This window comes from Scytonema sp. HK-05 (genome assembly GCF_963872035.1).
Classification (GTDB): Bacteria; Cyanobacteriota; Cyanobacteriia; order Cyanobacteriales; family Nostocaceae; genus Kalymmatonema.
The window spans coordinates 13,782-36,700 of the sequence record NZ_CAWMYC010000166.1; the positions used below are offsets into that span (position 1 = coordinate 13,782).

Sequence of the window (22,919 nt, forward strand, 5' to 3'; positions counted from 1 at the left end):
TTGAAAAGAGTTTTGTCGAGTATTTGTTGCGATCGCTCTATGATTTACCACACTTATGTCCCTCGCTCGCCATTATCGCAGTTTGTGGCGTTTTTGTGGTCTAGCGAGGGTGACAACCTGCCGAGCGCGCAGGTACGCTTGCTGCCGATTGGTTCGATGGAGTTAGTCATTAACCTGGGCAAGGACGAGATCCCTCTGTTTGATCCGCACAGTCGGGCACGGTGTGGCAGCACACGCGGCATTAGGATATGTGGAGTCCATTCCGAAAGCTTCATCATCGACAACGATAGCCAAGTCTGTGTCATGGGTATGCATTTCAAGCCAGGCGGCGGTACTCCGTTCTTTGCGCTTCCTGCCGGAGAATTGCACAATCAGATTGTATCGCTGGATGAATTGTGGAATCACCGCACCGGAGAACTCCGCGATCTGCCGGATGCAGCAGCGCTTCGCTATCGCCTACTCGAAGCTCGAACCTTAGAAACTCGCTTCCTCGTTTTGGAGCATTTCCTCCTGGCTCTGATGGCGCAGCCGCCCGAACGACATCCAGCTGTTGATTTCGCGTTACGCCAGTTTCAGCGAGTACCCATGCCCACAGTCCGCGCAGTGACGGATCAAATCGGTCTCAGCGCTCGCCATTTCAGCCAACTATTCCGCGATGAAGTGGGGTTGACGCCCAAGCTGTTTTGTCGCGTTCAGCGCTTGCGGCAAGTCCTTTACCTCTTGGCTGGAAAAGAACACGTCGATTGGATGGATGTCGCTTTAACGTGCGGCTACTTCGACCAAGCGCACTTCATTCACGACTTCCGTACGTTTGCTGGTTGTACTCCCACAGCCTATCTTGAACAACGGGGCTTGCATCCGTGCCATATTGTGCTGCCCAATTGAGGTCAATTTTTTACAATCCTCTCGCATCCGTTATGCGCCACAATACAAGGCGACACAATCGGGAGGTCGCTTTCGATGGAATTATTAAAGGAATTTCTTTCGGAAAACAAGAACAGCGATATTTTTGCGATAACGAATTGTTATCAGTGAGACGCGTATCTTCGATGTAACAGCGCATCAAAAATAGTTCTTAGAACTTACAGCTAATGCCGAATGAGTGGAGGACGTACGAGAAAAAATTGACGCAGCAATCTCGGCTTCAGACCATACTCCCCCCATTGATGGGCAGACTTTTGTAAACCAAATTCTAAAACGGTTTCAGCAAGCGCGTCAGGCACAAGAATGAGTCGCTATCTCATCAACATTCTCACTAGTCGAGATCTCGACGAGGTCTTTAAATATAGTACATATTTTCCATTTGTTGTCTGCTTGCTTGTTGCTCACAAAGGTCTTGAAGGGTACATTTTTGCAACACAGAGTAAGCTGCTTGATTTGCTTGTTCCCAAACTTCCTCAATCACCTCATTGTCTACTGTTTGGGAAGTGGAATCGGGAGCAGACACAGCATCTACACCTTCAATACAGTTCAAAACATCCAAAACCGTAATCTTTTTGGGGTCTCGTGCTAAGACATAACCACCTTTTGACCCGCGAACGCTCTTAATCAAACCCCCATTCCTTAATGTTGCTAGGATCTGCTCTAAATAACGAATTGGTATACTTTGTAGCCCTGCTATCCCTCGAATGTGTAAAGATTCGTCGCTATGATAACGCTTAGCCAGTTCTAGCAGGGCTAAAATTGCATATTCAAGTTTGTTTGAAAGTTTCATCAGCGCACAGCCCTTACTAGCTGGTTGCTTTTACTTTAGAAATTTCTATTGATAAAAACAAATGTTTCTTTTTATTTAAATGATAAATAAAATATATTAATAAAACACTAAGTAGGTTGGCACAATTAAATCGAACTATGTAACCTTTTGTAAGGGTAAAGGGTAAAGGGTAAAGGGTAAAGGTTTTCCCCTTTTTCCCTGCGCCTTTACCCATTGCAATATAGTTATGTTTATTTACGCCCATCTACTTACTTGAGAATATTGCTTCTAGGAAGTAAGTCAACGGAACATTGCTGTCACAATATTTGTTTCACCACAATGTCTATCAAATCATTGTAAGATGACGTTTTAACAAAGTAGGAGCAAGCGCCTAAGCCAGCCGCTTGAATCAAATGATTTGGATCGTCAGAGACACTCATTACCACAACTGGTAAATGTTTCAGTTTGGGATGCTGCTTAACCCATCTAAGTAACTCAAAACCAGACATATAAGGCAGTCTGATATTTGTCAATATCATCACTGGTACTGGATAACACTCTCTGTTAGCGTAAGGCTCCTTACCCAACAAGTAGTTTATAGCTTCTTGCCCATTTTCAACGACTTGAAAAGAGACTGGTAATTCAGCGAATTCAAATGAAGTGACGATTAAAAACCGTGCATCAGGCTCGTCTTCGACTAACAAAATGGTTTTGCAGGTTTCACCCATTAGTAAAATGCAACCAAAATACTCCACAATTTACAAACTAACTAGTTCTGTTTTCCTCTTACTTCTACTGTTAGAATTGATTATTATTAAATTTCTATGTGTCTGCGAATACTTTGTTGCCTAAACTACATATTTTTTTAACAATTATATCTGTCAGATGGTGGTATGAAATTAGCTAACATTTACTAATACTAGAAAATGGATAAACACCAACATCACGCCAATCCCCCCTGCTATTTTCCTCCATTGCCGATAGGGGGGATTTCTTAATCTATATTTTAGTTTTTTTTCAATGAAATGAAATTGTAAATATGTCTATCTAAAGGAGGTACAAAATACCTAATAACAAGGTTAAATTATGAATATATAGCACTATAGCATATTACATTTTAGCCCTCTTTAAAAAGGGCTTTTTTCTACTAATAAGTAAGAATTAGAAAATCTCGGCAGGGTCAGCAGACTGTAACTTACGCTCTGGGAGCGATCGCTCCCGATGCAACACACATCACAACAGTCAGAAACAGCACGAGTGTGGCACGATTCAATGTCATTTGAACGGGAAGTAGCGTCGCCTTTGCAATGACTCCGTAAAGTCCGAGTGAAATCGTAAATCCCGGAATAACTTTTTCAACCCCTCGAACTCACGTTCATTTAAAGCCGTGGTAAGATAAAAAATTATTCTTAAAAAGAATAAAAAAATTTGATTTTTTTATAAATCTCTTAACTGTCTTAACTGTCTTAACTGCCCTTGCATTTTTATTCAAAGTCTGAGATATTAAGAAATATCAAGTGTTAAATTACACACTTCAAGCAATTTAGAGTAACAACCACGGCAATAAGCAAAGTGATTTCTACTTAAAAGTGGCAGCAAGCACTGGGAGAACTTGAGCAAGTTTTTGTTAGTTCCGCTTGTTGTAGTTAGGTATGAAAAGCTTTGTCCTACCGAAGTTCCAATTTACTTGAAAATACTGGAAGTAGCATCATTGAGTGTATTCGTCACATCAACCATATTACTTATGTTGCGTCATTTGAAAATGAACACAGGTTTATCACAAATTGGGTTTGCTTGGTTTTAACGAACATATACGACTTGAGACTTTGCGTTTTCCCGCTACTCACATTGCATCAGTCAGTGGCATTAGTGCTGAATATCCGTAGGCAACCATGACGGGGTTATCGCTAAGTGAAGACCCTAATTCACCAATTAATAAGTTTATAAATCCCTATGGAGAAGGAATTCAGCATACTTCTTAGAACATCGATCCAGAAGCTAAGTACAGAATGAAGAAATAACATCATAACATAAAGTATGAACTATTCAAATTACCTGAATCTTGACGAACTATTGAGTCTGCAAGTACCCCAATCTAATCCACCAGCTCATAGCGAAACTTTATTTATCATTGTCCATCAAACTTACGAGTTGTGGTTTAAGCAACTACTGCATGAATTTGAGAAAATCAAAATTGACTTCTACCACAATAACTTGTCTGAAGCTATTCATACCTTCAAGCGTGTATGCACGATTCTGAAAGTTTTAGTAGGACAGGTAGACACTATAGAAACGATAACGCCAAAGGAATTTGCCAGCTTTCGTAGCTCTTTGAAAACAGCATCTGGATTTCAATCTCTACAATATTGGAAGCTGGAATTTGTTCTCGGTAACAAACGTTCAGAAATCATTAAGTGCCAGAAAGATACTTCAAGTCAGCAGCAACTGGAACAGCTTTTGCATGAGCCTTCTGTTTACAGCTACTTCTACGACTTCTTAGAGTTTTGGGGAGTAGTGATTCCAAAAGAACTGCGCGATCGCGATCACTCCCTGCCAACACTCCCACATCCGGCTGTACAAGACGGTTTACTGAAACTGTACTTAGAAGCTGACAATGTAACTATCTTACTAGAGTTAATGCTAGACTTCGACTTCTCTTTTCAACAGTGGCGCTATCGACACCTCAAGTTGGCAGAACGTACCATTGGTAACGCTCCTGGGACTGGGAAAACTACGGGAGTGCCATATTTGATGCAGTCGATTAACAACACATTTTTCCCCGATTTATTAGCTATCCGAAGTAGGTTTCATAGCCGATAAAATAAGCAAAAACCTAAAACTTTTGCTTAGTCATGTCACACTGTATTATTTGATTAATTTATTTAGGTAGTAATCTATGCATCAGTCTAGTGAAAATTTAGTTAACCTTATTAACCAAAGCGATTCTAAAAAACACTTACAACAATCTAACCAGAAAGAAAGCGGCATCCAAAGAAATGTTCTAATCACAGGAGGTTCGAGAGGTATTGGCAGTGCTTTAGTTACCAAATTCGCAAATGCCGGGTATACAGTATGGTTTACATATTTCAAGGGAAAAAACTCTGCACAACAACTAGTAGATAGTTTTTCTAGTAGGAATGTTCAAGCTTTTGCTCTGGATTTGGGTGATTGGACGAGTCTCCAAAACCTTCTTAAAGCGCTGCCAGAACCTGTTGATATACTAATCAACAACGCAGCATTAGGAAGTGGCACTGTAAAAGAGTTTGTCACAGAGCCTCACCTTCAAGACCAAGCGCTATTGCAAGTAAATGCAGTTGGTTCACTGTGGCTTACTCAAGAAATATTACCAATGATGCGAAAAAGAAAATATGGCAAAATTATTTTTATTAGTTCAGTAGGGGGAGGAATTACCCAGTTTCCTGGTTTTAGGTTAGCAGATAGTATGAGTAAAGCTGCTATTACATTTTTAAGTAAACAACTAGCAGCTGAACTCAGTCATGAACCCATTGACATATTCACTATCTGCCCTGGAGCAACGAACACCCCGATGCTCGAAGCTAGTCTGTTAAAAAGTCTTTCCGCAGATGAGACAAAAGTTTTATATAACAGTCTTCCTGGTTGTAGGTTAATCGAGCCTGATGAGATTGCGGAGCTTGCCTTATTCCTATGCACTGAACAAGCCAGAATACTTCGAGGTGCTGTGATTGATGCCTCTTTAGGACTTGGCGTGAACCCTGGAACTCTTACAAACTTTATGAACGATAGCAACCAAATTTCTGTCAGCAATGGTAGTGCACAGAAAAGCGATCGCTCTGAAAAAACAACCAGTAATTTTGCTATGGAGCCTCTTGACCTGGAATGGATACGTGCTCAATTTCCGGCTCTTACACAAAAAATCAACGGTCAACCTACTATTTTCTTTGATGGACCAGGTGCTACTCAGGTACCTGAGTCAGTACTAGATGCAATCAGTGACTATCTGGTGAAGTCAAACGCTAATGCATACGGAGCTTTTGCCACAAGTGCGCGTACAGTTGCGCTGATTGCCTCGGCTCGTGCTGCGATGGCTGATTTTTTGGGTTGCAGTAGCGATGAGGTGGTATTCGGTGCTAACATGACTACGCTCACCTTCACCTTAAGCCGAGCTATTGGTCGAGAACTGCAACCAGGTGATGAAATTATTGTTACCCGACTTGACCATTTTGCCAATGTTTCTCCTTGGTATCTATTGGAGGAACAAGGTGCAATTATCCGCGTTGTTGATATCAACGTCGCAGACTGCACCTTAGATATGAGCGATTTGGCACAGCAGATTAATCACCGCACAAAGTTGGTAGCCGTGTGTTACGCTTCCAACGCTGTGGGAACAATCAACGATATACCAGCAATAGTAGAGCTTGCGCATGCTGTGGGTGCTTGGGTTTTCGTCGATGCAGTTCATTATGCTCCTCACGGGTCGATTAATGTACATGCGCTAGGCTGTGACTTTCTTGCTTGTTCTGCTTACAAGTTTTTCGGGACGCACGTTGGTATTCTTTATGGTAAGCGGGAACATCTTAGCCGACTCACTCCATACAAAGTAAAATCTTCCTCAAATGAAGTATCATCGCGCTGGGAAACAGGAACATTGAATTATGAGGGTTTAGCCGGTGTGGTGGCGGCAGTTAACTATTTAGCAAAACTAGGTTGTCATGTTACGACCGCATCTGCCTATCATAGTCGCCGTGCTGCCTTAGTAGCAGCAATGTCAGCAATTCAGCAATATGAAAGAGAACTTAGCCACAAGCTGATTTCAGGACTATTGCAGATTCCTGGCTTAAGTTTTTACGGCATCACTGATGCGAGTCGTTTTGCTTGGCGAACACCAACCGTAGCAATTCGACTTGCTGGACAAACGCCAGAATTTACGGCTAAAGCTTTAGGCGATCGCGGAATCTTTGTTTGGCATGGTCATTTCTATGCCCTGAATTTGATTGAGAAGTTAGGCGTAGAAGCAAGTGGCGGCTTACTACGAATTGGGCTGGTACATTACAATACAGCTGAAGAGATTCATCACGTGTTGCAAGTTTTAAATGAAATTGCTGCCCTTACCAGTTGATTCAAGTTTGTTTCAGGAACAGTAAGGCAGTCCTAATGAAAAAAATTTCACCGCCATGTATGAAAACGTGGTATTTTCCACTCAAAGTTGATATGTATGATGCAAATTAAATATGCCTATCACTGAACCTCAAGATTTGTTGGATCGAAAATTTGATGTTTGTTTTACTCACGGCGACGTGGACGGTAACGGCGTTCTAGAAGCTGCGGATGCGCTCGCTCTCGCCGCCCGCATCGTTACTTATCTCGGTGAGCCTATGGGCAGCCCCAAAGCACAAAAACTGTTCCAGGCTTTTGAGCAGTTTTGGACCAATGTAGAAGCCAAGATGGATGTCAACAACGATGGCAAAGTGACTCCACAGGAGTGGCGCAAGGGCTTACGCAAAGCTTTCGCCGAAGATCCGGAAGCTTATAACGCAGGCTTCCGTCCCCTCGCAGAAGCGACCTTCACAATCTGCGATCGAGACGGCGACGGTTTCCTCGAACAAAGTGAGTTCGCTAAATTCCATCAGGCATTTGGCTGTAAATCGGCGAACAGCCAGCTAGCCTTCCAGAAGCTCGACAGCGACGGCGACGGACAGCTTACGGTCGATGAACTTCTGATCGCGTGGCAGGAATACTACACTAGCAACGACCCAGATGCGCGAGGCAACTGGCTGTACGGCGACGTTTGGGACAATACGGTGGTTGTTGGCAGCAAGACAAGATGACCTCCTTTCTTGGGTAAGGTTGCTATTACGCTCCTTAGCGATCGCTCTCGATGCAACACACATCACAACAGTCATAAATGGAACATTAACCAGCTTTATTGATTGACTGTGCTCATATGTTCAGCCGAATACCGCTCACCCGCTGCAATTCCTTTAGGTACCACCTCATCAAGGAGACGCAAATCGTCTGGGGTGAGCGTGATTTGGGTTGCTGCCACATTTTCTTCCAAATAAGCGCGGCGTTTTGTGCCAGGGATAGGAACAATGTCGTCGCCTTGAGCTAAAATCCATGCCAATGCAAGTTGACTGGGTGTCACGCCTTTTTCAGCGGCGATCGCTTTGACTTGCTCTACCAATTGCAGATTCTTGTCAAAGTTCTCGCCTTGGAAGCGGGGGGAAGCCCTGCGATAATCGTCTGCTGCTAAATCATCTGGACTCTTGATTGCTCCTGAGAGAAATCAAGAGTCCCAGAGGACTGTAGGCGACAAAGCCAATGCCCAACTCTCGCAAAGTCGATAGAATTTCATCCTCTGGTTCGCGGCTCCAAAGGGAATACTCTGTCTGCAACGCCGTGATCGGATGAACTGCAGCTGCCCGACGAATTGTAGCAGGAGCTGCTTCGGAAATGCCGAGGTAGCGCACTTTGCCTTGCTGTACAAGTTCTGCCATCGCTCCAATCGTTTCTTCAATTGGCACATTCGGGTCAACCCGATGCTGATAGTAAAGGTCAATGGTGTCTACGCCTAAACGGTGGAGTGAAGCATCGCAAGCCTGCTGCACATATTCTGGTTTGCCACTAATACCCAACCATCCGCCATCCGCTGTGCGGACATTGCCGAACTTGGTTGCTAGCACTACCTGATCTCGACGGTCTTGGATGGCTCGACCAACTAACTGCTCGTTGGTAAACGGACCATACATATCAGCGGTATCAAGGAAGTTCACACCGAGGTCAAGAGCATGATGAATCGTGGCGATGCTCCCAAGGGAGCCGCCCAAGAGGCGATCGCTTCTTGCTCATTGCTATCCCCGTAGAACTCAGACATACCCATACAACCGAGTCCCAGTTCTGAAACAACCAGTCCTTGATGTCCCAGTTTTCTCATTTTCATAATACTTTCTCCTTGTTTTACCTTATGCTTATTTGCATTTATTGCGGGTTGAACTCTCTGTGTGTGCCAGTCGCTAGACTTACTGTGCGCTTACCATTGATAAATTTTTCCAATATGCCTTGGGTGTCGTCCCTGTCAGCTTGCGAAAGTGCTTGGTGAAGTGGCTTTGGTTGGCAAAACCACACGCCAAAGCAACATCACAAATCGTCATCTTTTGGTTCTTCAGCAACTGCTTTGCCCGTTCTACCCGCAACTGAAGTACGTATTGGTAAGGGCTTATACCCAATGATTGTTTGAAGAGTTGGCAGAAGTAGTATTGGCTTATTCCCGCCATTTCAGCTAATCTGGTCAATTTTATTTCCGAATCAACATGGCTGTGAATGTAATCGATTATTTGTCTTAATTTATACTTACCTAATCCATCAGCATACGTTGAGCTTTGAGGTTTTTTAGCACAATATTTTTTTAACAAATGAAAAACTAGCGTCGTTTTCAACTGCTCAACATACAAATTATCTCCTTGATTTGTTGACTCTAGTTCGTCTTTAAGGGATAATAATATACCCAGAATCAGCGGGTCTTGCAATGTGGCAAAGTGAGGAATCAGTTCAATGTCCTCAGGTGCTGCGACTTCCACACCCAACTGTATCAAAAGCTTCGGGTCAATTGCCAGAAACATGAATTGAACGTCTTGTTCCCATAAGCAACGGTGGAGCGTTCCAGCAGGAATAATCGCTGTGGTTCCTTTCGTCTGGTATTCGCTTTCTCTATGTCCGTCAAACCATCTTTCTGTGGAACCAACGTCTAAGGCAATACTGATAGTATGCATTGTCAGGCAATGCTCTGGGGTATCATGACTAGGCTGATGATGATGTTCAAAATGAATACCGCTCCATTCTGTATGCAAACTGGTTAACAGAGGTGGGTTAGGAAAGATTGCAAGAGAAGCTCCTTGCTCTTTGAAATCAACGAGCAAAGGCTTTTCCTGGTTTAATCCCTGGCAGTTGCTCATCTTTGGGTAAGCTAGATACAACAGGAGCAAGCGCTATGTAAGTCATACTTAAATTTTTCTAGATTTCCAGACTTTAGCCAATATTCAAACCAATTTGATATGGTAATGAATTCGGTAGCAAAATTGCATTGATTTAAATCAAGCTGCAGGTGAATTCACAAGCGTGACCGAAAGACGTGTTCGCGTAATCATCCCATCGCGCTCTAGCCTCGTCAATGCCCGGGAGAGGGTTTCAGGCGTCAGACCCAAATCAACAGCAATATCTTTGAGGGGACGGTCAAAGTTAACAACGGTTTGCTCTTCAGACTGTGCTTGATAGCGTAGATATCGCAGCAATCGCTCGTGCGCTGCCCGAATATCTCGCAACTCTACACGTATTTTCAAATCCTGGATTTTCCGCACTAGCATTGCCATGAAATCTTCTGCTAAGTCTGGATTGTTACGGATTGCTGACAAAAGAAGTTCTTTCGGATAAACAATTACCCGTGAATTCACTTCTGCAACTGCAGTACACGGGTAAGTTTCTGAGAACAAGGCAATTTCAGCTATACCCTCCCCAGAACCAGCAATCTGTAAAGTCACCTCTTTGTCGCCACTAGTATAGCGGACAAGTCTAACTCGTCCCGTTTCTACAACAAAAAAAGATAATGCTAAGTCTCCTTGCTGGAATAGAGTTTCTCCTGCTGCTAAGTCACGGTGTACAATTGCATCCCGTAACTTTACTGGCAAGCTATCCAACGTCAACAAATCCATACAAGCTTCTCCAATTTTGGATTTTTAGATTTTGGATGAATAGAGTGCGTTGTCGTTTCTTGGTATTATTAGCTGGCTAAATAAATGGCTAAAAAACAAGCTTTAAGTTAGGTTGCTGCGAACTTGCAAAAGCAACCTACGAAACACGAATTGCTCTTCTTGTGTCAAGTTAGCTAATATGCGTTTTTCTAGAAAATTCCAAGCACAGGTAACTGGTTCTTGGAGCGATCGCCCCGCCTGTGTCAAGTAAATCCGGCAAATTCGCCCATCTTCTTCATCTTTACGTCGCTCCAAAAATCCAGCTTTTTCCATCCTGTGTATCATCTTTGTTAGTGTTGGGGCTTCCACTTCCATAAGAGAAGCCAGTTCAGATTGGATTAACCCATCGTGTTCCCACAGATGCATGAGCAAAATCTCTTGCCCATTATGCAATCCTAATTCAGCCAAAACCGTAGCAGCATGATTGCGGTGTGCTTTACACACTTGCACCATCAAACAGCACATGGTTTCTTGTATGGGTTTTTCAGACATACATGAGTTATATTTAGCCAGCTAAATAAAATGTACAATGTTTGATGAACATTTAGCAACTTGTCGTTTGTGGAGAAAACCCAACAAGATTTTGCAGGCATTGGAAAATTTTTAGCAATATTAGCAATATTAGGCAAGACACCAAGCAGTCATGTAATGTCTATGAGCGGTTTACCAAGCTAGATAGCATTTTTTAGAAACTTCTCCATTGAGTAGTTAATAAAACTCTCTCCCCTGCGTTCCACTTGTTGTTCCCTAATGATCTCGAAGCCCATGTGCAAGAAAAATGGCTTTGCGGTAATACTTGCTTCGGTGTACAAGCGATTCATTCCTAATTCACGAGCCTTTGTCTCAATCACACGGTAAATTTGACTGCCGATACCCATTCGTTGATAATTTTTATGGCAGTAGAAGCAGTCTATATGCCCGCTCAACTCTAACTCGCCAAAACCTGCAATCACACCTTCATCATCAGCAACATAAGTGAGTCGTTCAGAACAAATCTTTGCCCAGTTTCTAAAATGAATATTATCTGGTGCCCATGCCTTGACCTGATTGCTTGAGTACTCACGAATATTGATTTCACGCACGGTATCGTGGAACAACTGCGCTATTTGCTCAGCGTCTTGCTCATGAAACAATCGTATTTTCATTTTCATCGAAGCCTTCACTGGCTAAGTATTTATTATTCTGCTTACCGTCTTTGCCGTAGCATCTGCCTTCTCAATACTACTCCTTGTCAAACTTATTTGCGTCCAAAGTGTCGATGCAGCGCAGGAGGTACTCGTTTAACAGTTACCAGTTATCAGTTACCAAGTACCCGCAGTATCAGTTTTATCGTTGGGGGAAACACCACACTCCTGTGCACCGTTCGTCAAGAGACGTGCCGTAGGCATAAGCGTTGGTGGCTCTTTTAAATCCCCCAAAGCGCCCGCAGGCGTCACTGCGTAGGTAGCTGTTCACTGATTTAAACATTCTTGCTCCTATAGGCTGAAGTTCGAGAACAGCCGTGCTTCAATCTCGTCAGCGATGCGATCGCCTTGTTGCAATAAACCCTCGCGGATCACTTCTAAAATGAATACTAAAAATGTTTATCTTGCCTGGTGTGAAGTAGAAATTAGGTAAACAATCAAATCATAGCCTTTCCTAGTCTACTGAAGTACAAATTTATTTGCCTTCGTCTACAGTTCATTGTTTCCTCCTGTACCTCACTTAAGTGGGAATCGCTATAGATTTTTAAACCTGCCTGCATAAAGATATTGTGAAAAATCTGGCATTTCATACTGATTATGAGTACAATACATTTAGTCGTAGTCGTTATGAGTACGGATTAGCGGGCTGCTATTGTAAAGGCAGTCTATGAGTGAAGAATTGAGAGGAGAAATAATGGATTTATCAAACTCGAACACCGCAAAGAACCTGTCTGAAGCCTTTGCTGGGGAATCAATGGCAAATCGTAAGTATCTGTTCTTTGCGGAAGTGACTCGCCAGTTGGGGCTGAGTGAATTGTCAAAGCTGTTCCGGGAAACGGCAAACCAGGAGACAGAACACGCTTTTGCTCACTTTCGGTTAATGCATCCAGAGTTGGTGGTGGAAGATGTCGCTTCGTTAACTGATGAACAAAAGAAGGCGATCGCATCTCGTTGTTTAGAGTTAGCGATTGAGGGAGAAACCTATGAGTACACTACCATGTATCCACAGTTTACAGAGGCAGCGCGTGCAGACCGTGACGATAAGGCTGTAGTAGAGTTTGAAGCACAACAAGTAGAGTCTCGCGAACACGCCCAAATTTTCCGCAAAGCAACACACAACTTTGGATTGCTGACACCAATCGAACATCATCACGCCAATCAATATACAGAAGCACTCCAAGCTCTTGATGGTATCGCTCCAAAAGCGAAAGCAGCAAGCGGCGATCCTGCAACCCAGAAATGGATTTGCCGCCAGTGTTCGATGATTTATGATCCTGTAGAGGGCGATCCTGATTCTGGAATTGCTGCTGGAACACCTTTTGAGGCAATTCCTGAAGATTGGTTGTGTCCAATTTGTGGCGCTACTAAGAAAACGTTTGTCCCTTATGAGGAAGCCGTTGCAGCGTAGGGATTAACTATAACAGACGGTGCGTGAGGCGATCGCTCTGACAGGGCGATCGCCTCACGGCTTATTGCAACTCATAATCATTTCCATTATGATTTATTTATAAGGTTAAGTTATGGCTTAGGAGAACTGACAGCGATGAATAATATAAAAGACACAATTGTGCAGGAAGTACAAACCTGGCAAGGTGTGACAATAGCGCCCCATCGCTTTGGTGGTATGGAGTTTCAGGTTAACAATCGGGAAATTGGTCACTTGCATGGGGATTATCAAGCAGACATTCCTTTTACAGCCCGTATACGCAAAGAGCTTGTAGAATCAGGTAAAGCTTCACCACATCACATTTATCCCAACAGTGGTTGGATTTCTTTCTACATTCATGGTGTTGAGGATGTTTCCCTGCTACTAGAACTGTTGCGGATGAATTATGACCGATTGGCAAAGAATCGGTTGACAGTTAAAGCTGAGGTTAGGGCAGCGTGAAATTCCTAAACTCTTGTGGGGCGGGCGTCTCGCCCGTCCACCGTATAACAAATGTATTGATAGTTTTTGACTTCTCAACCTGGAAAAACTCTATTCAACTCCAAAGACAAATTGGGAAAACCAGGGAGTGTCACAAACTCATGTCGCAATGCAATCTGCTTCAAACGATAGCCAAACTTGCCTTGAGTATCCTGGTAAGGCTGACTGTAGCGTTCTAATTGATCTGCCACTAGATTAACAATCCAGTAGTCGCTAATCCCATCTTCAGCATAAAGTGCTAGTTTGGTGTTTTGGTCATAGTCAAGGGAAGAGTCTGATACTTCAATAACCAGGAGAATATTTTCTGGTAAAGGATGATTTGACAAGTAATCATCAGCCTCACCCCGTGCAATAACAATATCTGGTTCAGGCTGACTATCAGTAGGCAAGATTATAGGTTCTTGTCCACGGATAACAGCTGTGTCTCCCACTAACCTATCTAACTCTCGAAATAATTTTGTATTACACACAGAGTGTCGTGTGCCTTTTGCTGCCATTTGCATCAATTCTCCCCTAATCAACTCCACCCGGTCATCCTCCGTTAGGAACCCCAGTTCCATGAGGCGATGATACTCAGCTATGGTGAAGCGTTTAGGGGTGACACTGGTCATAGGCAATTTTTAAGCATATATCAATTATGCCGCACCTCAGTTAAGGGTTGGTACATTAGAAAAACAGACTTCAAAAGATGCCCCATATGAGCCAAACTACGACTAACCAGGTACGCTGGACAACTGCCGACTTAGAGCTGTTCCCAGATAACGGTAAGCGCTATGAGATTGTAGATGGAGAGTTATTTGTGACACACGCACCACATTGGAAACATCAAAAAGTTGCAGACAGCATTTGTACAGAGTTGAAACTATGGTCTCGACAGACTGGTATGGGAGAAGCTGTCACAGCAGCTGGTATTATCTTCACCGATGCTGATAACGTTATTCCTGATGTGGTGTGGATCAGCAATGAACGACTAGCATTAGTGATAGATGATGCAGGACACCTTACTGCTGCACCAGAGTTAGTGGTTGAAGTACTTTCTCCTGGCGAGAACAATGAACGACGCGATAAACAAGTGAAGCTCAAGCTTTACGCAACTCAAGGTGTGCAAGAATACTGGATTGTTGATTGGCAGTTGCAGCAAATTCAAGTCTATCGACGACAGCAAGCTACACTGGCGTTATTGGCAACTTTACTAAGCAATGATGAACTGAATTCACCACTGTTACCTGGTTTCACTTGCCCTGTTAGCCGTATATTTACTTAATATTTAAGGCTTCGCTCAACACCTCGCGGTGGATTAGTGCTCTATCTAGCAAAAACTGAATTTTTTCTGTTGACAATGGGTCGCCATTGGCGTAGTGTTCTATCCATGTTTTACCAATGAGATTGGGATCATCTGGCAAATTAGCTAAATCCCATCCAGGCATATCTACATCTTCCATCAATCGATTCACCTTGGGATCGTAACTCAGAGCAAAGCAGCGACACCCTTCACTTGCTGCCATAATTAAGCTATGCAAACGCATCCCAATTGCCATTTCTACACCGCGAAACACTCCTTTCAAAAGTTGCGGTTCTTCTAGACACATAATTTGGCTGACATCTTTGAGTTGCGGTTGAATTGCTTGGGCTATGCCTAAATCTTCACTTTTTTGAAAAGGTAAGAGTAATATAAAAGTTTGTGTGGCTTTTTGAAAATCAACCAGTGCGCGAGTCAAATGAGCAAGGCGAGTTTGGGTTAACTGGGGATGGGTTCGTAAAGTGACCGCAACTCTGGGAGCAGGTAAATCCCAAAGTCCAGGAACAGGTTTACTTTCCAACGCCCACACGGGATCTGGAGCCAGTATAAAAGGAATTTGCCAATTAGTGAGCAAAGCCGCAGAAGCGCGATCGCGGACACTCACTTTCGTACAACCGCCAAAAGTTTGCCGTGCTAACCAACGAGTCACAGAGCGCTTCAGTGGACCAATTCCTTGTCCCCAAGCAACGGTTTTCAAACCCATTCTTTGAGCTAATGCCATGATTCCCCCATAATAAAATGGGCTAGCGGCACTGGTTGTATCTTGAATTAAACTACCACCACCCCAAATAAAACCGTCGCAGGAGCGCAAAGCTTGTAGTACGGTGAAAGGTGCCATGCGATCGTGCGCTTCAACGTTGTAGCGATCGCGAGTTTCCTCAGGATTGCCAGAGAGAACCACAGGCGTGACTGATGGTGGTAGCATCTGTAGAAGCGTTGCTAATAAAGCTTCGTCCCCACCATTTCCCTTACCGTAATACCCAGATAACAACACCCGCATCTTTGACTTTTGAATTTTGAATTTTGAATCTTGAATATTATGCACGCTCTTTCGATTCCTACTTGGATTATTCATATATCTAGCGTTATAGAATGGATTGCCGCTATTTGGTTAATCTGGAAATATGGAGAAGTGACAGGAAACCGTGCTTGGTGGGCATTGTCCTTTGCTATGTTACCTGCTCTAGTCAGCGCCATGTGTGCTTGCACTTGGCACTATTTTGATAATTCCGAATCTCTAGAATGGCTGGTAACGCTGCAAGCAAGTATGACCTTAGTCGGTAATTTTACGCTTTGGGCAGCTGCGGTGTTAATTTGGCGTTCCAATCAGTCAACCAAAACTGATAGCAATCCTGTGTCTACAAAAACTATAAAATTAGAGCGATGATTTCAAAAGAAGCCCTGTTTGCCCTTTCATTGTTTCCCTACTTGGGTTTCTTGTGGTTTATCAGCCGCAGTAGTCAAATGCCCCGTTTGGCGCTGTATGGTTTCTACGGTACTCTCGTGTTTGTCGCCATCACCATTCCAGCGGGAATTTATGCCCAAGTCCATTATGGTAAGTCTCTAGCAAATGTTGATTGGCTGCACGGGAGCGCAGAATTTTTCTTGACATTTTTTAATATTTTCATTGTCCTAGGTTTCCGGCAAGCTGTGATTCAAAATCAAGCTGTTGTCCCTATTCCCCCTGAGCAAATGTCATCGCAAATGTCATCACCCACTTCTCAAGATTAAAAATCACCTATGTCATTGCAGCTATCTTCTGTTATTAAATATTTTTCTCGCACTCTGTTAGGTCTATCAGGTTGTGTAACATTTTTAGCTGTTGATAGTCTTCTGAGTTCATCTTCTAGTTTTGCGGCTGAAAAATTTGTTGTCAGGTATGGATTGTTTGAGCAATCACTTCCTGTGGAAGATTTGCGTAAGTATGCTGAAACTCAACAGGTTTCTTCCGATCTCAACTCTTTCCTGCGTTACCTAAATCCTAAACAGCAACAGAGATTGCAACAGGCACTTCACGTAAATATGTCTCTTGATATTGTGGCTGTGGATAAGCTATTAGACACAAGTCTTGGCAAAATGCTTTTATCTGCTGCTTCTAAAAGTGTTACGCGTCGTGACAAAGCTGGGATACAAGCACTACGTTCAGCCATTATCTTAGGAGCAAAATCAAGAGAAGGTCTGGGAATCATCAGCTTTCTCAAAGCTTATCCGAGCGACAAACTAGTCGTGGATTTGCCGCAAGCTTTAGAAATACTGAATCAATCAAAATTATATTCGAGTTCGTCTAATGCGTCACAAAATACGCCACAAAAGGATAACCTAACTTCTACACCTATATGGCAAATTCAAACCCAATATCAAATACTAGCAAGTAAAGGAAAGCAATTTTCAGGCTGCTTATTTGGAGATTCTGTTTCTGCTCAACTTGGGAATTCCCTTGGTGAAGGAACTTTTAATTTTGCCTTAAATGGATTGACTACAATTTCATTAGTTGAACAGTTGAAAAGTTTAGCTCAAGGCAATGTAAAATGCCAAAAAACCATTATTGCCATAGGTGGAAATGATGCTTTGTATGGGCTAAGTAACGAGGTATTTACCGAAAAATTGAAAGAGGCTATCTCGTTAGTAAGAGCAATGGGAACTAAAGAAATTTTTCTCATTCCTGCTTTCTACTCAACAGTTGCTGCTAGCAAAGATCCGACTGTCGCCGCTCCACAATCGAAAGTTGAGGAAATTAATACTGTGATCAATCAAGTTGCGACAACTGAAAATGTGCCAGTTCAATCGTCAGGCATACAATCTTTATATGAAAATAATGTTCTCAAAGACAATTTAACAAGTGATGGCGACCATCTCAATGCCGAAGGTTTAAAGATTTATCGCCAAGCGTTATTAGAAATTTTGGCAAGTGGTTCGGCAAACAAAAATTGATTTGTTAGGAAATTTTACAGCGCAAAGGAATAAAAAGGAGAAGTTATAAATGGAAGTTATTCCAGCAATAGACTTACTAGAAGGTCGCTGTGTGCGACTTTATCAGGGAGATTATGAACAATCGCAAGTTTTCAACGATAACCCAGTTGAAGTGGCTCAACAGTGGGTGGAACAGGGAGCCACTAGATTACACGTAGTTGATTTGGATGGAGCAAAAACAGGGGAATTAGTAAACTTGCCAGCAATTGAGGCAATCACTCAAGCAGTGTCAGTACCCGTTCAAGTTGGTGGGGGGGTGCGCGATCGCTCTCGCGTGCAACAGTTACTGAATTTAGGCGTGCAGCGGGTGATTTTGGGAACTATAGCCGTAGAACAACCCCAACTGGTGCAACAACTCTGCCAAGAATTTCCCGGACAGATTGTTATCGGTATCGATGCGCGTAACGGAATGGTAGCAACTCGCGGGTGGCAAGAAACTTCGGAAGTTTTGGCAACTCAACTGGCTGTACAAATGCAAGAATTAGGAGCAGCCGCCATCATTTACACCGATATCCAACGTGATGGAACTCTTTCTGGACCAAATATAGAAGCTTTGCGAGCGATCGCCGCGACAATTTCCATTCCTGTGATTGCTTCTGGTGGTGTCAGTTCTGTCACCGATTTGTTAAGTCTGTTGGCGTTAGAACCACAAGGCGTGATTGGTGTCATTGTCGGTCGCGCACTGTACACTGGTGATGTTTCTCTTAGAGAAGCATTGCGTGCGGTAGGTCAAGGGCGGATTCAGGATATTCCGCCTAATATAGATTTTTCGGCATTTGCCTAATCTCAGCTACCCTCCAGTATAGAGACGCTTTCATCTCTAGCGCGTCTCTTGTTCCTTTAACCCAATTCTTTTTTGAATTTTTCCGGATTACTCATTTACCGCCGTGTATCCCAACTTGTAAGCAATAATCCAGTTCTTAATATGACTCGTAAAAGACCTCCTAACAGAGGTAGACCAGTCAAAACCAACTCTGGTGCTACCAGGTTAATAAATTCCAACATTCAAAGATTTTCCATGACCCCTGGTATTTCCAGGTTCAAAAAAATCAACATAAAAAGATTCTTGATTAAAACCAAGCGCTTACTAAAGAAATTTTTTAATTTTTAATTTTTAATTTTTAATTTTTATAGTTAATGGGTTTCCTCTCTGGTAGAGACGCTTGATTTATGCGTCTCTATTTTCTTTTGTATGAAAGTCAATTTCTTGAAATTATTGATTTTTTTTTTTACGGAATTATTTATAAACAGAGTGTAGATAAATTTGTAGTTAATTCAGAGGAAAAAATATGACTAACGAAAAATCTAAACCACAACCAAAAGATAAACCAAAAAAGACTGAACCTGGTTTCATGAATCCAGATTTAAAGAACAAATCGACTGACTCCATAAAAAAAATACTTTGACCAAGAAAGAACTCAGGAGTCAGAATATTCAACGCGCTCTCCCTTGTTAAAACCATAATTTAGTCAAAATGAATATCCTTCACCTTCTGTAAGAGTTGTAGCCCGACGCTATCATGTTATTTGCGCTACTTTCTATCGCTATGCTCCAGATTTATGTCAGGCTATTTCTGCTCGTTACTGGGATTACAAAAAACTTCTTCAACAACAGACTGTTCAGCGCGGTATTAGTGAAGTCAAACGACTGGCTCGGTGAACTTGTTGCACAAGGAATTATTATCAAGTTACTTGCTACATAAATGAATATTAGCTTTGTCATAAATTCTGGACGCGAAGTTTGCTTAGCTATGGCTATTTGTTGTATTTTTAACGTTGAAAAAGCAAAGCTGTAAAAAAACAATTGTTAGCTTTGTGTTGTATTGGTTTATAATAAAAGCAATCCTGTTGCTTATGTTACAAATTTCAAAGTAAAATCGCTTTGAGAAAGCGTAGATACACTGAAATTAAATAATTAATATTGATACAATCACAACCACAAAATTCTGTGATATCAATGTATACCAGCGAATCACCCAAGTATCCCCATACAGCAGAAATTGGACAAAGAAGCCGCATCCTAGTAGTAGAAGATGAAGAACTCATCCGGGAAATGCTTGTTCTAGCTTTGGAAGAGGAAGGTTATGGAGTGGTAACTGCCACTGATGGGCGGTTGGCCGTAGAATACCTAAAAAGTTATGAACCAAATTCAGGAGAGCTTTCCTTTGATCTGGTGATTCTTGATTTGATGCTGCCTCAAATCAATGGGCTAGATATCTGCCGTTTGCTCCGATATCAAGGAAACCCAGTACCGATATTAATGCTGAGCGCTAAGGGGAGTGAAACAGACCGCGTTTTGGGGCTGGAAGTGGGAGCAGATGACTACCTCACCAAACCCTTTAGTATGCGGGAACTCGTGGCTCGTTGTCGTGCTTTGCTTCGCCGCCAACGCTTAAGCAGTTTGCCTCAGCTACCAGTGCTGCAGTATAAAGAAATTACTTTGTATCCCCAAGAATGTCGCGTACTGGTTCGCGCTCAAGAGGTGAATTTGTCGCCCAAGGAATTTCGACTGCTGGAACTGTTTATGAGCTATGCCCGGAGGGTATGGTCACGCGAGCAATTGTTAGATCAAGTTTGGGGACCAGATTTTGTTGGCGATAGCAAAACTGTGGATGTTCATATTCGCTGGTTACGCGAAAAATTAGAGCAAGACCCCAGTCGTCCAGAATATATTGTGACTGTACGGGGTTTTGGCTATCGATTTGGATAGTTGTTAGTTTTTAGTTGTCAGAGAACAACTAACAACTAGCAATGCTTATACTAGGATTTTTACTGGGTTTAGCGGTAGGCGTAAGTTTTTGGGTGTGGCAACAGTTTCAACTGAACCGCTACCTAGGGCAAGTGTTGCGACCGTTAAGCGGGCATTCTTCTGACTTGGCGCTGCTCATTCCTGGGTTGCGGCACGAAATTCGATTGGTCAAGCAACAACGCCAACAATTGCAGCAGTTGCTCAAAACATACCAAGATCTGCTGCAGTTCGCGCCAGTGGGGTATTTACAGGTTGACGAAGAAAATCAACTGCTCTGGTGTAATGAGCAGGCGCGGAAAATGTTGGATCTACAAAGATGGCAACCCGGACAAGTGCGCTTGTTGCTAGAGTTAGTAAGGTCTTACGAACTTGACCGATTAATTGAGAAAACTCGCGATCGCCAAAAGCCACAGTCAAAGGAGTGGGTGTTTCATCCTTCTTACGAGAATGCAGCGGCGATATCAGAAGTGAAGCCTTTAATGTTACAGGCGACAAGCTTACCCTTAGACAAGGGGCAAGTGGGAGTTTTTATAGAAAACCGTCAGCCTTTGCTGGATATGAACTTGGCACGCGATCGCGCTTTTTCTGATCTGGCTCACGAACTGAGAACTCCGCTGACTTCAATCCGTCTGGTTGTAGAAACATTACAAGACCGTATGCAACCGCCCTTGGATCGTTGGGTTAACCGCCTACTGCAGGAGGTTGACAGATTGATTCACTTAGTGCAAAGTTGGTTAGAGCTCACTCAACTGGAAACCAACCCAACCATCCAACTGCATCGTCAAAGAGTGGAAGTGCGATCGCTGATTCTGTCTGTCTGGGAGAGTTTAACACCCCTAGCACACCGACATCAGATTGAGATTGGCTATTCTGGTCCAGAAAATATCTGGATCAACGCCGATGAATCTCGCATGTACCAGGTGTTTCTCAATTTGCTGGACAACAGTATCAAATACAGTCTTCCAAGTACAACCATTCTCGTTGAAGCAAAAATCGTTCCGGGACAGAATAATCAGCAACCAACGCTAGAAATTGACATTATTGACTCTGGAATGGGTTTTTCCCAAGCAGATTTACCCCATGTGTTTGAGCGCTTTTACCGAGGGGATCAAGCACGCTCCCGTGTGACACCCTCAGAGACTCATTCGGCTACAGCAACTGTTGGTAGTGGTTTGGGTTTGGCAATTGTCCAGCAAATTGTTCTAGCACATGGCGGTTCTATAAAAGCCATGAACCATCCGGAGACAGGCGGTGCTTGGTTGCAAGTAGAACTACCTGGCATCGTGGCAAATTCTGACAGCCAAGACTATATTTGAAAATATCTTCATGTTTGAGACTACAAGTGTGAAACTCCCCCTGTATAGTCCCAATCCTGACAGACCCCAGCTGGCTCGCGAAATTAGGCGCTTAGAGCAGGATGTCTTGCGTATGGGGGCTTTGGTGGAACAATCATTTCGCCTGAGCCACCAAGCCTTGTTTACCAGCAACCTGACAGCAGCTGAGGAACTTCCTGTATTAGATAAAAAAATTGATCGCTTTTACAGACAAATAGAATCAGACTGTACGGCAATCATGACGCTGCAAGCTCCTACAGCTCAAGATTTACGTTGTTTGAGTGCCTTTATGCAGCTTGTGCGCGATCTCGAACGTATTGGCGACTATGCCAAGGATTTGGCTGAAATTGCCATAAAAATCCTTCCGTATCCGCCTCATCCCTGTGTACCAGAGATTGCAGTCATGTCTCACCATGCCCAAGCAATGTTAGCAACGAGCTTAGTGGCGTTGGCAGATTTAGATGAAGTCAACGGACGAGGTATAAAGCGACTCGATGATGCTGTAGATAATGCTTATGAACGGCTTTATCAGACTTTAGCTCATCAAAAGTACGACCAAGGTGTGGTTGAGCCTATTTTGCTACTAGTACTGGCGATTCGTTGTCTGGAGCGCATGGCAGATCATGCAACCAACATCGGTCAACGTGTGGCATATATTGTCACTGGTCAACGCGGTTAGATATACGCTGTAGGATCTAGGGAGGGAGTTCCCACTCTCCCCACATCTGTGCAGATCCCCATCACCTGACAACTCTTCCTCAAGTACTACTTTAGATAGATGTATGCGAGATAGTTAAATATTAGTGATTAGATTATAATTAGCATCTAGCTTGCGGAGCCTGAAAACGCATCAATAACTCTTCAATTAGGAACACAAGCTAAAGCTTTAATATTGCCACAGTGTCAATTTTTTGTAAAATTACAAACATTTTACAAAAAGCTTACCTATTCTTAAACTCTCCCACTTAAATTAAGCAATGACAACGTAAACTACCCGCACTGATTCGGGGTACCGAATACAGTGTGGGCTTTCAGTAGCC

The 22,919-nt window shown here is 43.0% G+C and carries 26 protein-coding genes and 1 pseudogene; 15 read left to right on the forward strand and 12 right to left on the reverse strand.

The genetic code is table 11. The features are described 5' to 3' along the window. Positions 1–39: 39 nt before the first annotated feature. A complete protein-coding gene (locus tag AACT52_RS38505) occupies positions 40–885 on the forward strand; it encodes a helix-turn-helix transcriptional regulator (RefSeq protein WP_073635529.1) in 846 nt (281 codons plus the stop codon). A 394-nt stretch (positions 886–1,279) separates the two neighbouring features. Here AACT52_RS38505 and AACT52_RS38510 read toward each other — a convergent pair whose 3' ends face one another. From AACT52_RS38510 to AACT52_RS38520, 3 genes are read right to left on the reverse strand one after another with little or no spacing between them, the layout of a single operon-like run. Beyond that, on the reverse strand, positions 1,280–1,714 hold the full coding sequence (locus tag AACT52_RS38510; protein WP_073635530.1) for an RrF2 family transcriptional regulator: 435 nt from the start codon (positions 1,712–1,714) through the stop codon (positions 1,280–1,282). Positions 1,715–1,730: 16 nt separating this feature from the next. Then, complete coding sequence (locus tag AACT52_RS38515) at positions 1,731–1,958, reverse strand: hypothetical protein (RefSeq protein ID WP_073635531.1); 228 nt, start codon at positions 1,956–1,958, stop codon at positions 1,731–1,733. Between the two features lie 52 nt (positions 1,959–2,010). Then, positions 2,011–2,421, reverse strand: a complete 411-nt coding sequence (locus tag AACT52_RS38520) for a response regulator (protein WP_073635532.1) — start codon at positions 2,419–2,421, stop codon at positions 2,011–2,013. A 1,309-nt stretch (positions 2,422–3,730) separates the two neighbouring features. Here AACT52_RS38520 and AACT52_RS38530 point away from each other — a divergent pair. From AACT52_RS38530 to AACT52_RS38545, 4 genes and pseudogenes are all read left to right on the forward strand, one after another. Then, positions 3,731–4,513, forward strand: a complete 783-nt coding sequence (locus AACT52_RS38530; RefSeq protein WP_073635533.1) for a tryptophan 2,3-dioxygenase — start codon at positions 3,731–3,733, stop codon at positions 4,511–4,513. A gap of 76 nt (positions 4,514–4,589) precedes the next feature. After that, positions 4,590–5,402 (forward strand): annotated as a pseudogene (locus tag AACT52_RS38535) (SDR family oxidoreductase); the annotation flags it as partial. Between the two features lie 129 nt (positions 5,403–5,531). Then, the gene (locus AACT52_RS38540; RefSeq protein ID WP_073635545.1) at positions 5,532–6,791 is read left to right on the forward strand and encodes a cysteine desulfurase-like protein; all 1,260 of its coding nucleotides are present in this window, start codon (positions 5,532–5,534) and stop codon (positions 6,789–6,791) included. Between the two features lie 112 nt (positions 6,792–6,903). Continuing rightward, positions 6,904–7,500 carry an EF-hand domain-containing protein gene (locus AACT52_RS38545; RefSeq protein WP_073635534.1) on the forward strand — a complete coding sequence of 199 codons (597 nt, stop codon included), beginning with the start codon at positions 6,904–6,906 and terminating at the stop codon, positions 7,498–7,500. 95 nt (positions 7,501–7,595) lie between these two features. Here AACT52_RS38545 and AACT52_RS38550 read toward each other — a convergent pair whose 3' ends face one another. The 7 genes from AACT52_RS38550 to AACT52_RS38580 all read right to left on the reverse strand — a co-directional run bounded on the left by AACT52_RS38550 (position 7,596) and on the right by AACT52_RS38580 (position 11,561). Then, positions 7,596–7,943, reverse strand: a complete 348-nt coding sequence (locus tag AACT52_RS38550) for an aldo/keto reductase (RefSeq protein WP_272937139.1) — start codon at positions 7,941–7,943, stop codon at positions 7,596–7,598. Further along, complete coding sequence (locus AACT52_RS38555) at positions 7,927–8,445, reverse strand: aldo/keto reductase (RefSeq protein WP_272937137.1); 519 nt, start codon at positions 8,443–8,445, stop codon at positions 7,927–7,929. The genes AACT52_RS38550 and AACT52_RS38555 overlap by 17 nt, the downstream gene beginning before the upstream one ends. Beyond that, on the reverse strand, positions 8,442–8,612 hold the full coding sequence (locus AACT52_RS38560; protein WP_233154171.1) for a hypothetical protein: 171 nt from the start codon (positions 8,610–8,612) through the stop codon (positions 8,442–8,444). The genes AACT52_RS38555 and AACT52_RS38560 overlap by 4 nt, the downstream gene beginning before the upstream one ends. 79 nt (positions 8,613–8,691) lie before the next feature. Further along, a complete protein-coding gene (locus AACT52_RS38565; protein WP_073635546.1) occupies positions 8,692–9,624 on the reverse strand; it encodes a helix-turn-helix transcriptional regulator in 933 nt (310 codons plus the stop codon). A gap of 138 nt (positions 9,625–9,762) precedes the next feature. Then, entirely contained in the window at positions 9,763–10,377 is a 615-nt protein-coding gene (locus AACT52_RS38570) for a Crp/Fnr family transcriptional regulator (protein WP_073635535.1), read from the reverse strand. Between the two features lie 102 nt (positions 10,378–10,479). Then, positions 10,480–10,908, reverse strand: a complete 429-nt coding sequence (locus AACT52_RS38575) for a MarR family winged helix-turn-helix transcriptional regulator (RefSeq protein WP_073635536.1) — start codon at positions 10,906–10,908, stop codon at positions 10,480–10,482. A 179-nt stretch (positions 10,909–11,087) separates the two neighbouring features. After that, positions 11,088–11,561 carry a GNAT family N-acetyltransferase gene (locus AACT52_RS38580; RefSeq protein WP_073635547.1) on the reverse strand — a complete coding sequence of 158 codons (474 nt, stop codon included), beginning with the start codon at positions 11,559–11,561 and terminating at the stop codon, positions 11,088–11,090. A gap of 733 nt (positions 11,562–12,294) precedes the next feature. On the opposite strand from AACT52_RS38580, the gene AACT52_RS38590 reads away from it, so the two are divergent. Both AACT52_RS38590 and AACT52_RS38595 read left to right on the forward strand, forming a co-directional pair. Next, positions 12,295–13,008: a rubrerythrin family protein gene (locus tag AACT52_RS38590; RefSeq protein ID WP_073635537.1), complete on the forward strand. Its 714-nt coding sequence runs from the start codon at positions 12,295–12,297 to the stop codon at positions 13,006–13,008. Between the two features lie 135 nt (positions 13,009–13,143). Further along, on the forward strand, positions 13,144–13,488 hold the full coding sequence (locus tag AACT52_RS38595) for a luciferase domain-containing protein (protein ID WP_073635538.1): 345 nt from the start codon (positions 13,144–13,146) through the stop codon (positions 13,486–13,488). Positions 13,489–13,562: 74 nt separating this feature from the next. Here the strand turns inward: AACT52_RS38595 and AACT52_RS38600 are convergent, their stop codons facing one another. Then, a complete protein-coding gene (locus AACT52_RS38600; protein WP_073635539.1) occupies positions 13,563–14,138 on the reverse strand; it encodes a Uma2 family endonuclease in 576 nt (191 codons plus the stop codon). Between the two features lie 86 nt (positions 14,139–14,224). On the opposite strand from AACT52_RS38600, the gene AACT52_RS38605 reads away from it, so the two are divergent. Next, positions 14,225–14,791 carry a Uma2 family endonuclease gene (locus AACT52_RS38605; RefSeq protein WP_073635548.1) on the forward strand — a complete coding sequence of 189 codons (567 nt, stop codon included), beginning with the start codon at positions 14,225–14,227 and terminating at the stop codon, positions 14,789–14,791. On the opposite strand, the gene csaB is transcribed toward AACT52_RS38605, so the two are convergent. Next, entirely contained in the window at positions 14,784–15,827 is a 1,044-nt protein-coding gene (gene csaB, locus AACT52_RS38610) for a polysaccharide pyruvyl transferase CsaB (protein ID WP_073635549.1), read from the reverse strand. The two genes, AACT52_RS38605 and csaB, sit on opposite strands and share 8 nt — an antisense overlap. A 39-nt stretch (positions 15,828–15,866) precedes the next feature. Between csaB and AACT52_RS38615 the strand changes: the two genes are divergently transcribed. The 7 genes from AACT52_RS38615 (at position 15,867) to phoU (ending at position 22,558) form a co-directional block, all read left to right on the forward strand. Continuing rightward, complete coding sequence (locus AACT52_RS38615) at positions 15,867–16,214, forward strand: DUF2499 domain-containing protein (protein ID WP_073635540.1); 348 nt, start codon at positions 15,867–15,869, stop codon at positions 16,212–16,214. Then, positions 16,211–16,558 (forward strand): DUF3593 domain-containing protein, encoded by a 348-nt coding sequence (locus AACT52_RS38620; RefSeq protein WP_233154173.1) that lies wholly within the window; start codon positions 16,211–16,213, stop codon positions 16,556–16,558. The genes AACT52_RS38615 and AACT52_RS38620 overlap by 4 nt, the downstream gene beginning before the upstream one ends. A gap of 9 nt (positions 16,559–16,567) precedes the next feature. Then, positions 16,568–17,758 (forward strand): alpha/beta hydrolase, encoded by a 1,191-nt coding sequence (locus tag AACT52_RS38625; RefSeq protein WP_083630756.1) that lies wholly within the window; start codon positions 16,568–16,570, stop codon positions 17,756–17,758. A 49-nt stretch (positions 17,759–17,807) separates the two neighbouring features. Beyond that, the gene (gene hisA, locus AACT52_RS38630; RefSeq protein WP_073635541.1) at positions 17,808–18,581 is read left to right on the forward strand and encodes a 1-(5-phosphoribosyl)-5-[(5-phosphoribosylamino)methylideneamino]imidazole-4-carboxamide isomerase; all 774 of its coding nucleotides are present in this window, start codon (positions 17,808–17,810) and stop codon (positions 18,579–18,581) included. 1,172 nt (positions 18,582–19,753) lie between these two features. Next, positions 19,754–20,506, forward strand: a complete 753-nt coding sequence (locus tag AACT52_RS38640) for a response regulator transcription factor (protein ID WP_073635543.1) — start codon at positions 19,754–19,756, stop codon at positions 20,504–20,506. A 41-nt stretch (positions 20,507–20,547) separates the two neighbouring features. Further along, on the forward strand, positions 20,548–21,861 hold the full coding sequence (locus AACT52_RS38645; RefSeq protein ID WP_073635544.1) for a sensor histidine kinase: 1,314 nt from the start codon (positions 20,548–20,550) through the stop codon (positions 21,859–21,861). Between the two features lie 10 nt (positions 21,862–21,871). Next, positions 21,872–22,558: a phosphate signaling complex protein PhoU gene (gene phoU / locus AACT52_RS38650; RefSeq protein WP_198941073.1), complete on the forward strand. Its 687-nt coding sequence runs from the start codon at positions 21,872–21,874 to the stop codon at positions 22,556–22,558. Positions 22,559–22,919: the final 361 nt, after the last annotated feature.

Bases quoted from the DNA above. Each gene is read 5' to 3' on its own strand.
- AACT52_RS38505 (WP_073635529.1), top strand. From the start codon at position 40: ATGATTTACCACACTTATGTCCCTCGCTCGCCATTATCGCAGTTTGTG.
- AACT52_RS38510 (WP_073635530.1), bottom strand. From the start codon at position 1,714: ATGAAACTTTCAAACAAACTTGAATATGCAATTTTAGCCCTGCTAGAA.
- AACT52_RS38515 (WP_073635531.1), bottom strand. From the start codon at position 1,958: ATGGGCGTAAATAAACATAACTATATTGCAATGGGTAAAGGCGCAGGG.
- AACT52_RS38520 (WP_073635532.1), bottom strand. From the start codon at position 2,421: ATGGGTGAAACCTGCAAAACCATTTTGTTAGTCGAAGACGAGCCTGAT.
- AACT52_RS38530 (WP_073635533.1), top strand. From the start codon at position 3,731: ATGAACTATTCAAATTACCTGAATCTTGACGAACTATTGAGTCTGCAA.
- AACT52_RS38540 (WP_073635545.1), top strand. From the start codon at position 5,532: ATGGAGCCTCTTGACCTGGAATGGATACGTGCTCAATTTCCGGCTCTT.
- AACT52_RS38545 (WP_073635534.1), top strand. From the start codon at position 6,904: ATGCCTATCACTGAACCTCAAGATTTGTTGGATCGAAAATTTGATGTT.
- AACT52_RS38560 (WP_233154171.1), bottom strand. From the start codon at position 8,612: ATGAAAATGAGAAAACTGGGACATCAAGGACTGGTTGTTTCAGAACTG.
- AACT52_RS38565 (WP_073635546.1), bottom strand. From the start codon at position 9,624: ATGAGCAACTGCCAGGGATTAAACCAGGAAAAGCCTTTGCTCGTTGAT.
- AACT52_RS38570 (WP_073635535.1), bottom strand. From the start codon at position 10,377: ATGGATTTGTTGACGTTGGATAGCTTGCCAGTAAAGTTACGGGATGCA.
- AACT52_RS38575 (WP_073635536.1), bottom strand. From the start codon at position 10,908: ATGTCTGAAAAACCCATACAAGAAACCATGTGCTGTTTGATGGTGCAA.
- AACT52_RS38580 (WP_073635547.1), bottom strand. From the start codon at position 11,561: ATGAAAATACGATTGTTTCATGAGCAAGACGCTGAGCAAATAGCGCAG.
- AACT52_RS38590 (WP_073635537.1), top strand. From the start codon at position 12,295: ATGGATTTATCAAACTCGAACACCGCAAAGAACCTGTCTGAAGCCTTT.
- AACT52_RS38595 (WP_073635538.1), top strand. From the start codon at position 13,144: ATGAATAATATAAAAGACACAATTGTGCAGGAAGTACAAACCTGGCAA.
- AACT52_RS38600 (WP_073635539.1), bottom strand. From the start codon at position 14,138: ATGACCAGTGTCACCCCTAAACGCTTCACCATAGCTGAGTATCATCGC.
- AACT52_RS38605 (WP_073635548.1), top strand. From the start codon at position 14,225: ATGAGCCAAACTACGACTAACCAGGTACGCTGGACAACTGCCGACTTA.
- csaB (WP_073635549.1), bottom strand. From the start codon at position 15,827: ATGCGGGTGTTGTTATCTGGGTATTACGGTAAGGGAAATGGTGGGGAC.
- AACT52_RS38615 (WP_073635540.1), top strand. From the start codon at position 15,867: ATGCACGCTCTTTCGATTCCTACTTGGATTATTCATATATCTAGCGTT.
- AACT52_RS38620 (WP_233154173.1), top strand. From the start codon at position 16,211: ATGATTTCAAAAGAAGCCCTGTTTGCCCTTTCATTGTTTCCCTACTTG.
- AACT52_RS38625 (WP_083630756.1), top strand. From the start codon at position 16,568: ATGTCATTGCAGCTATCTTCTGTTATTAAATATTTTTCTCGCACTCTG.
- hisA (WP_073635541.1), top strand. From the start codon at position 17,808: ATGGAAGTTATTCCAGCAATAGACTTACTAGAAGGTCGCTGTGTGCGA.
- AACT52_RS38640 (WP_073635543.1), top strand. From the start codon at position 19,754: ATGTATACCAGCGAATCACCCAAGTATCCCCATACAGCAGAAATTGGA.
- AACT52_RS38645 (WP_073635544.1), top strand. From the start codon at position 20,548: ATGCTTATACTAGGATTTTTACTGGGTTTAGCGGTAGGCGTAAGTTTT.
- phoU (WP_198941073.1), top strand. From the start codon at position 21,872: ATGTTTGAGACTACAAGTGTGAAACTCCCCCTGTATAGTCCCAATCCT.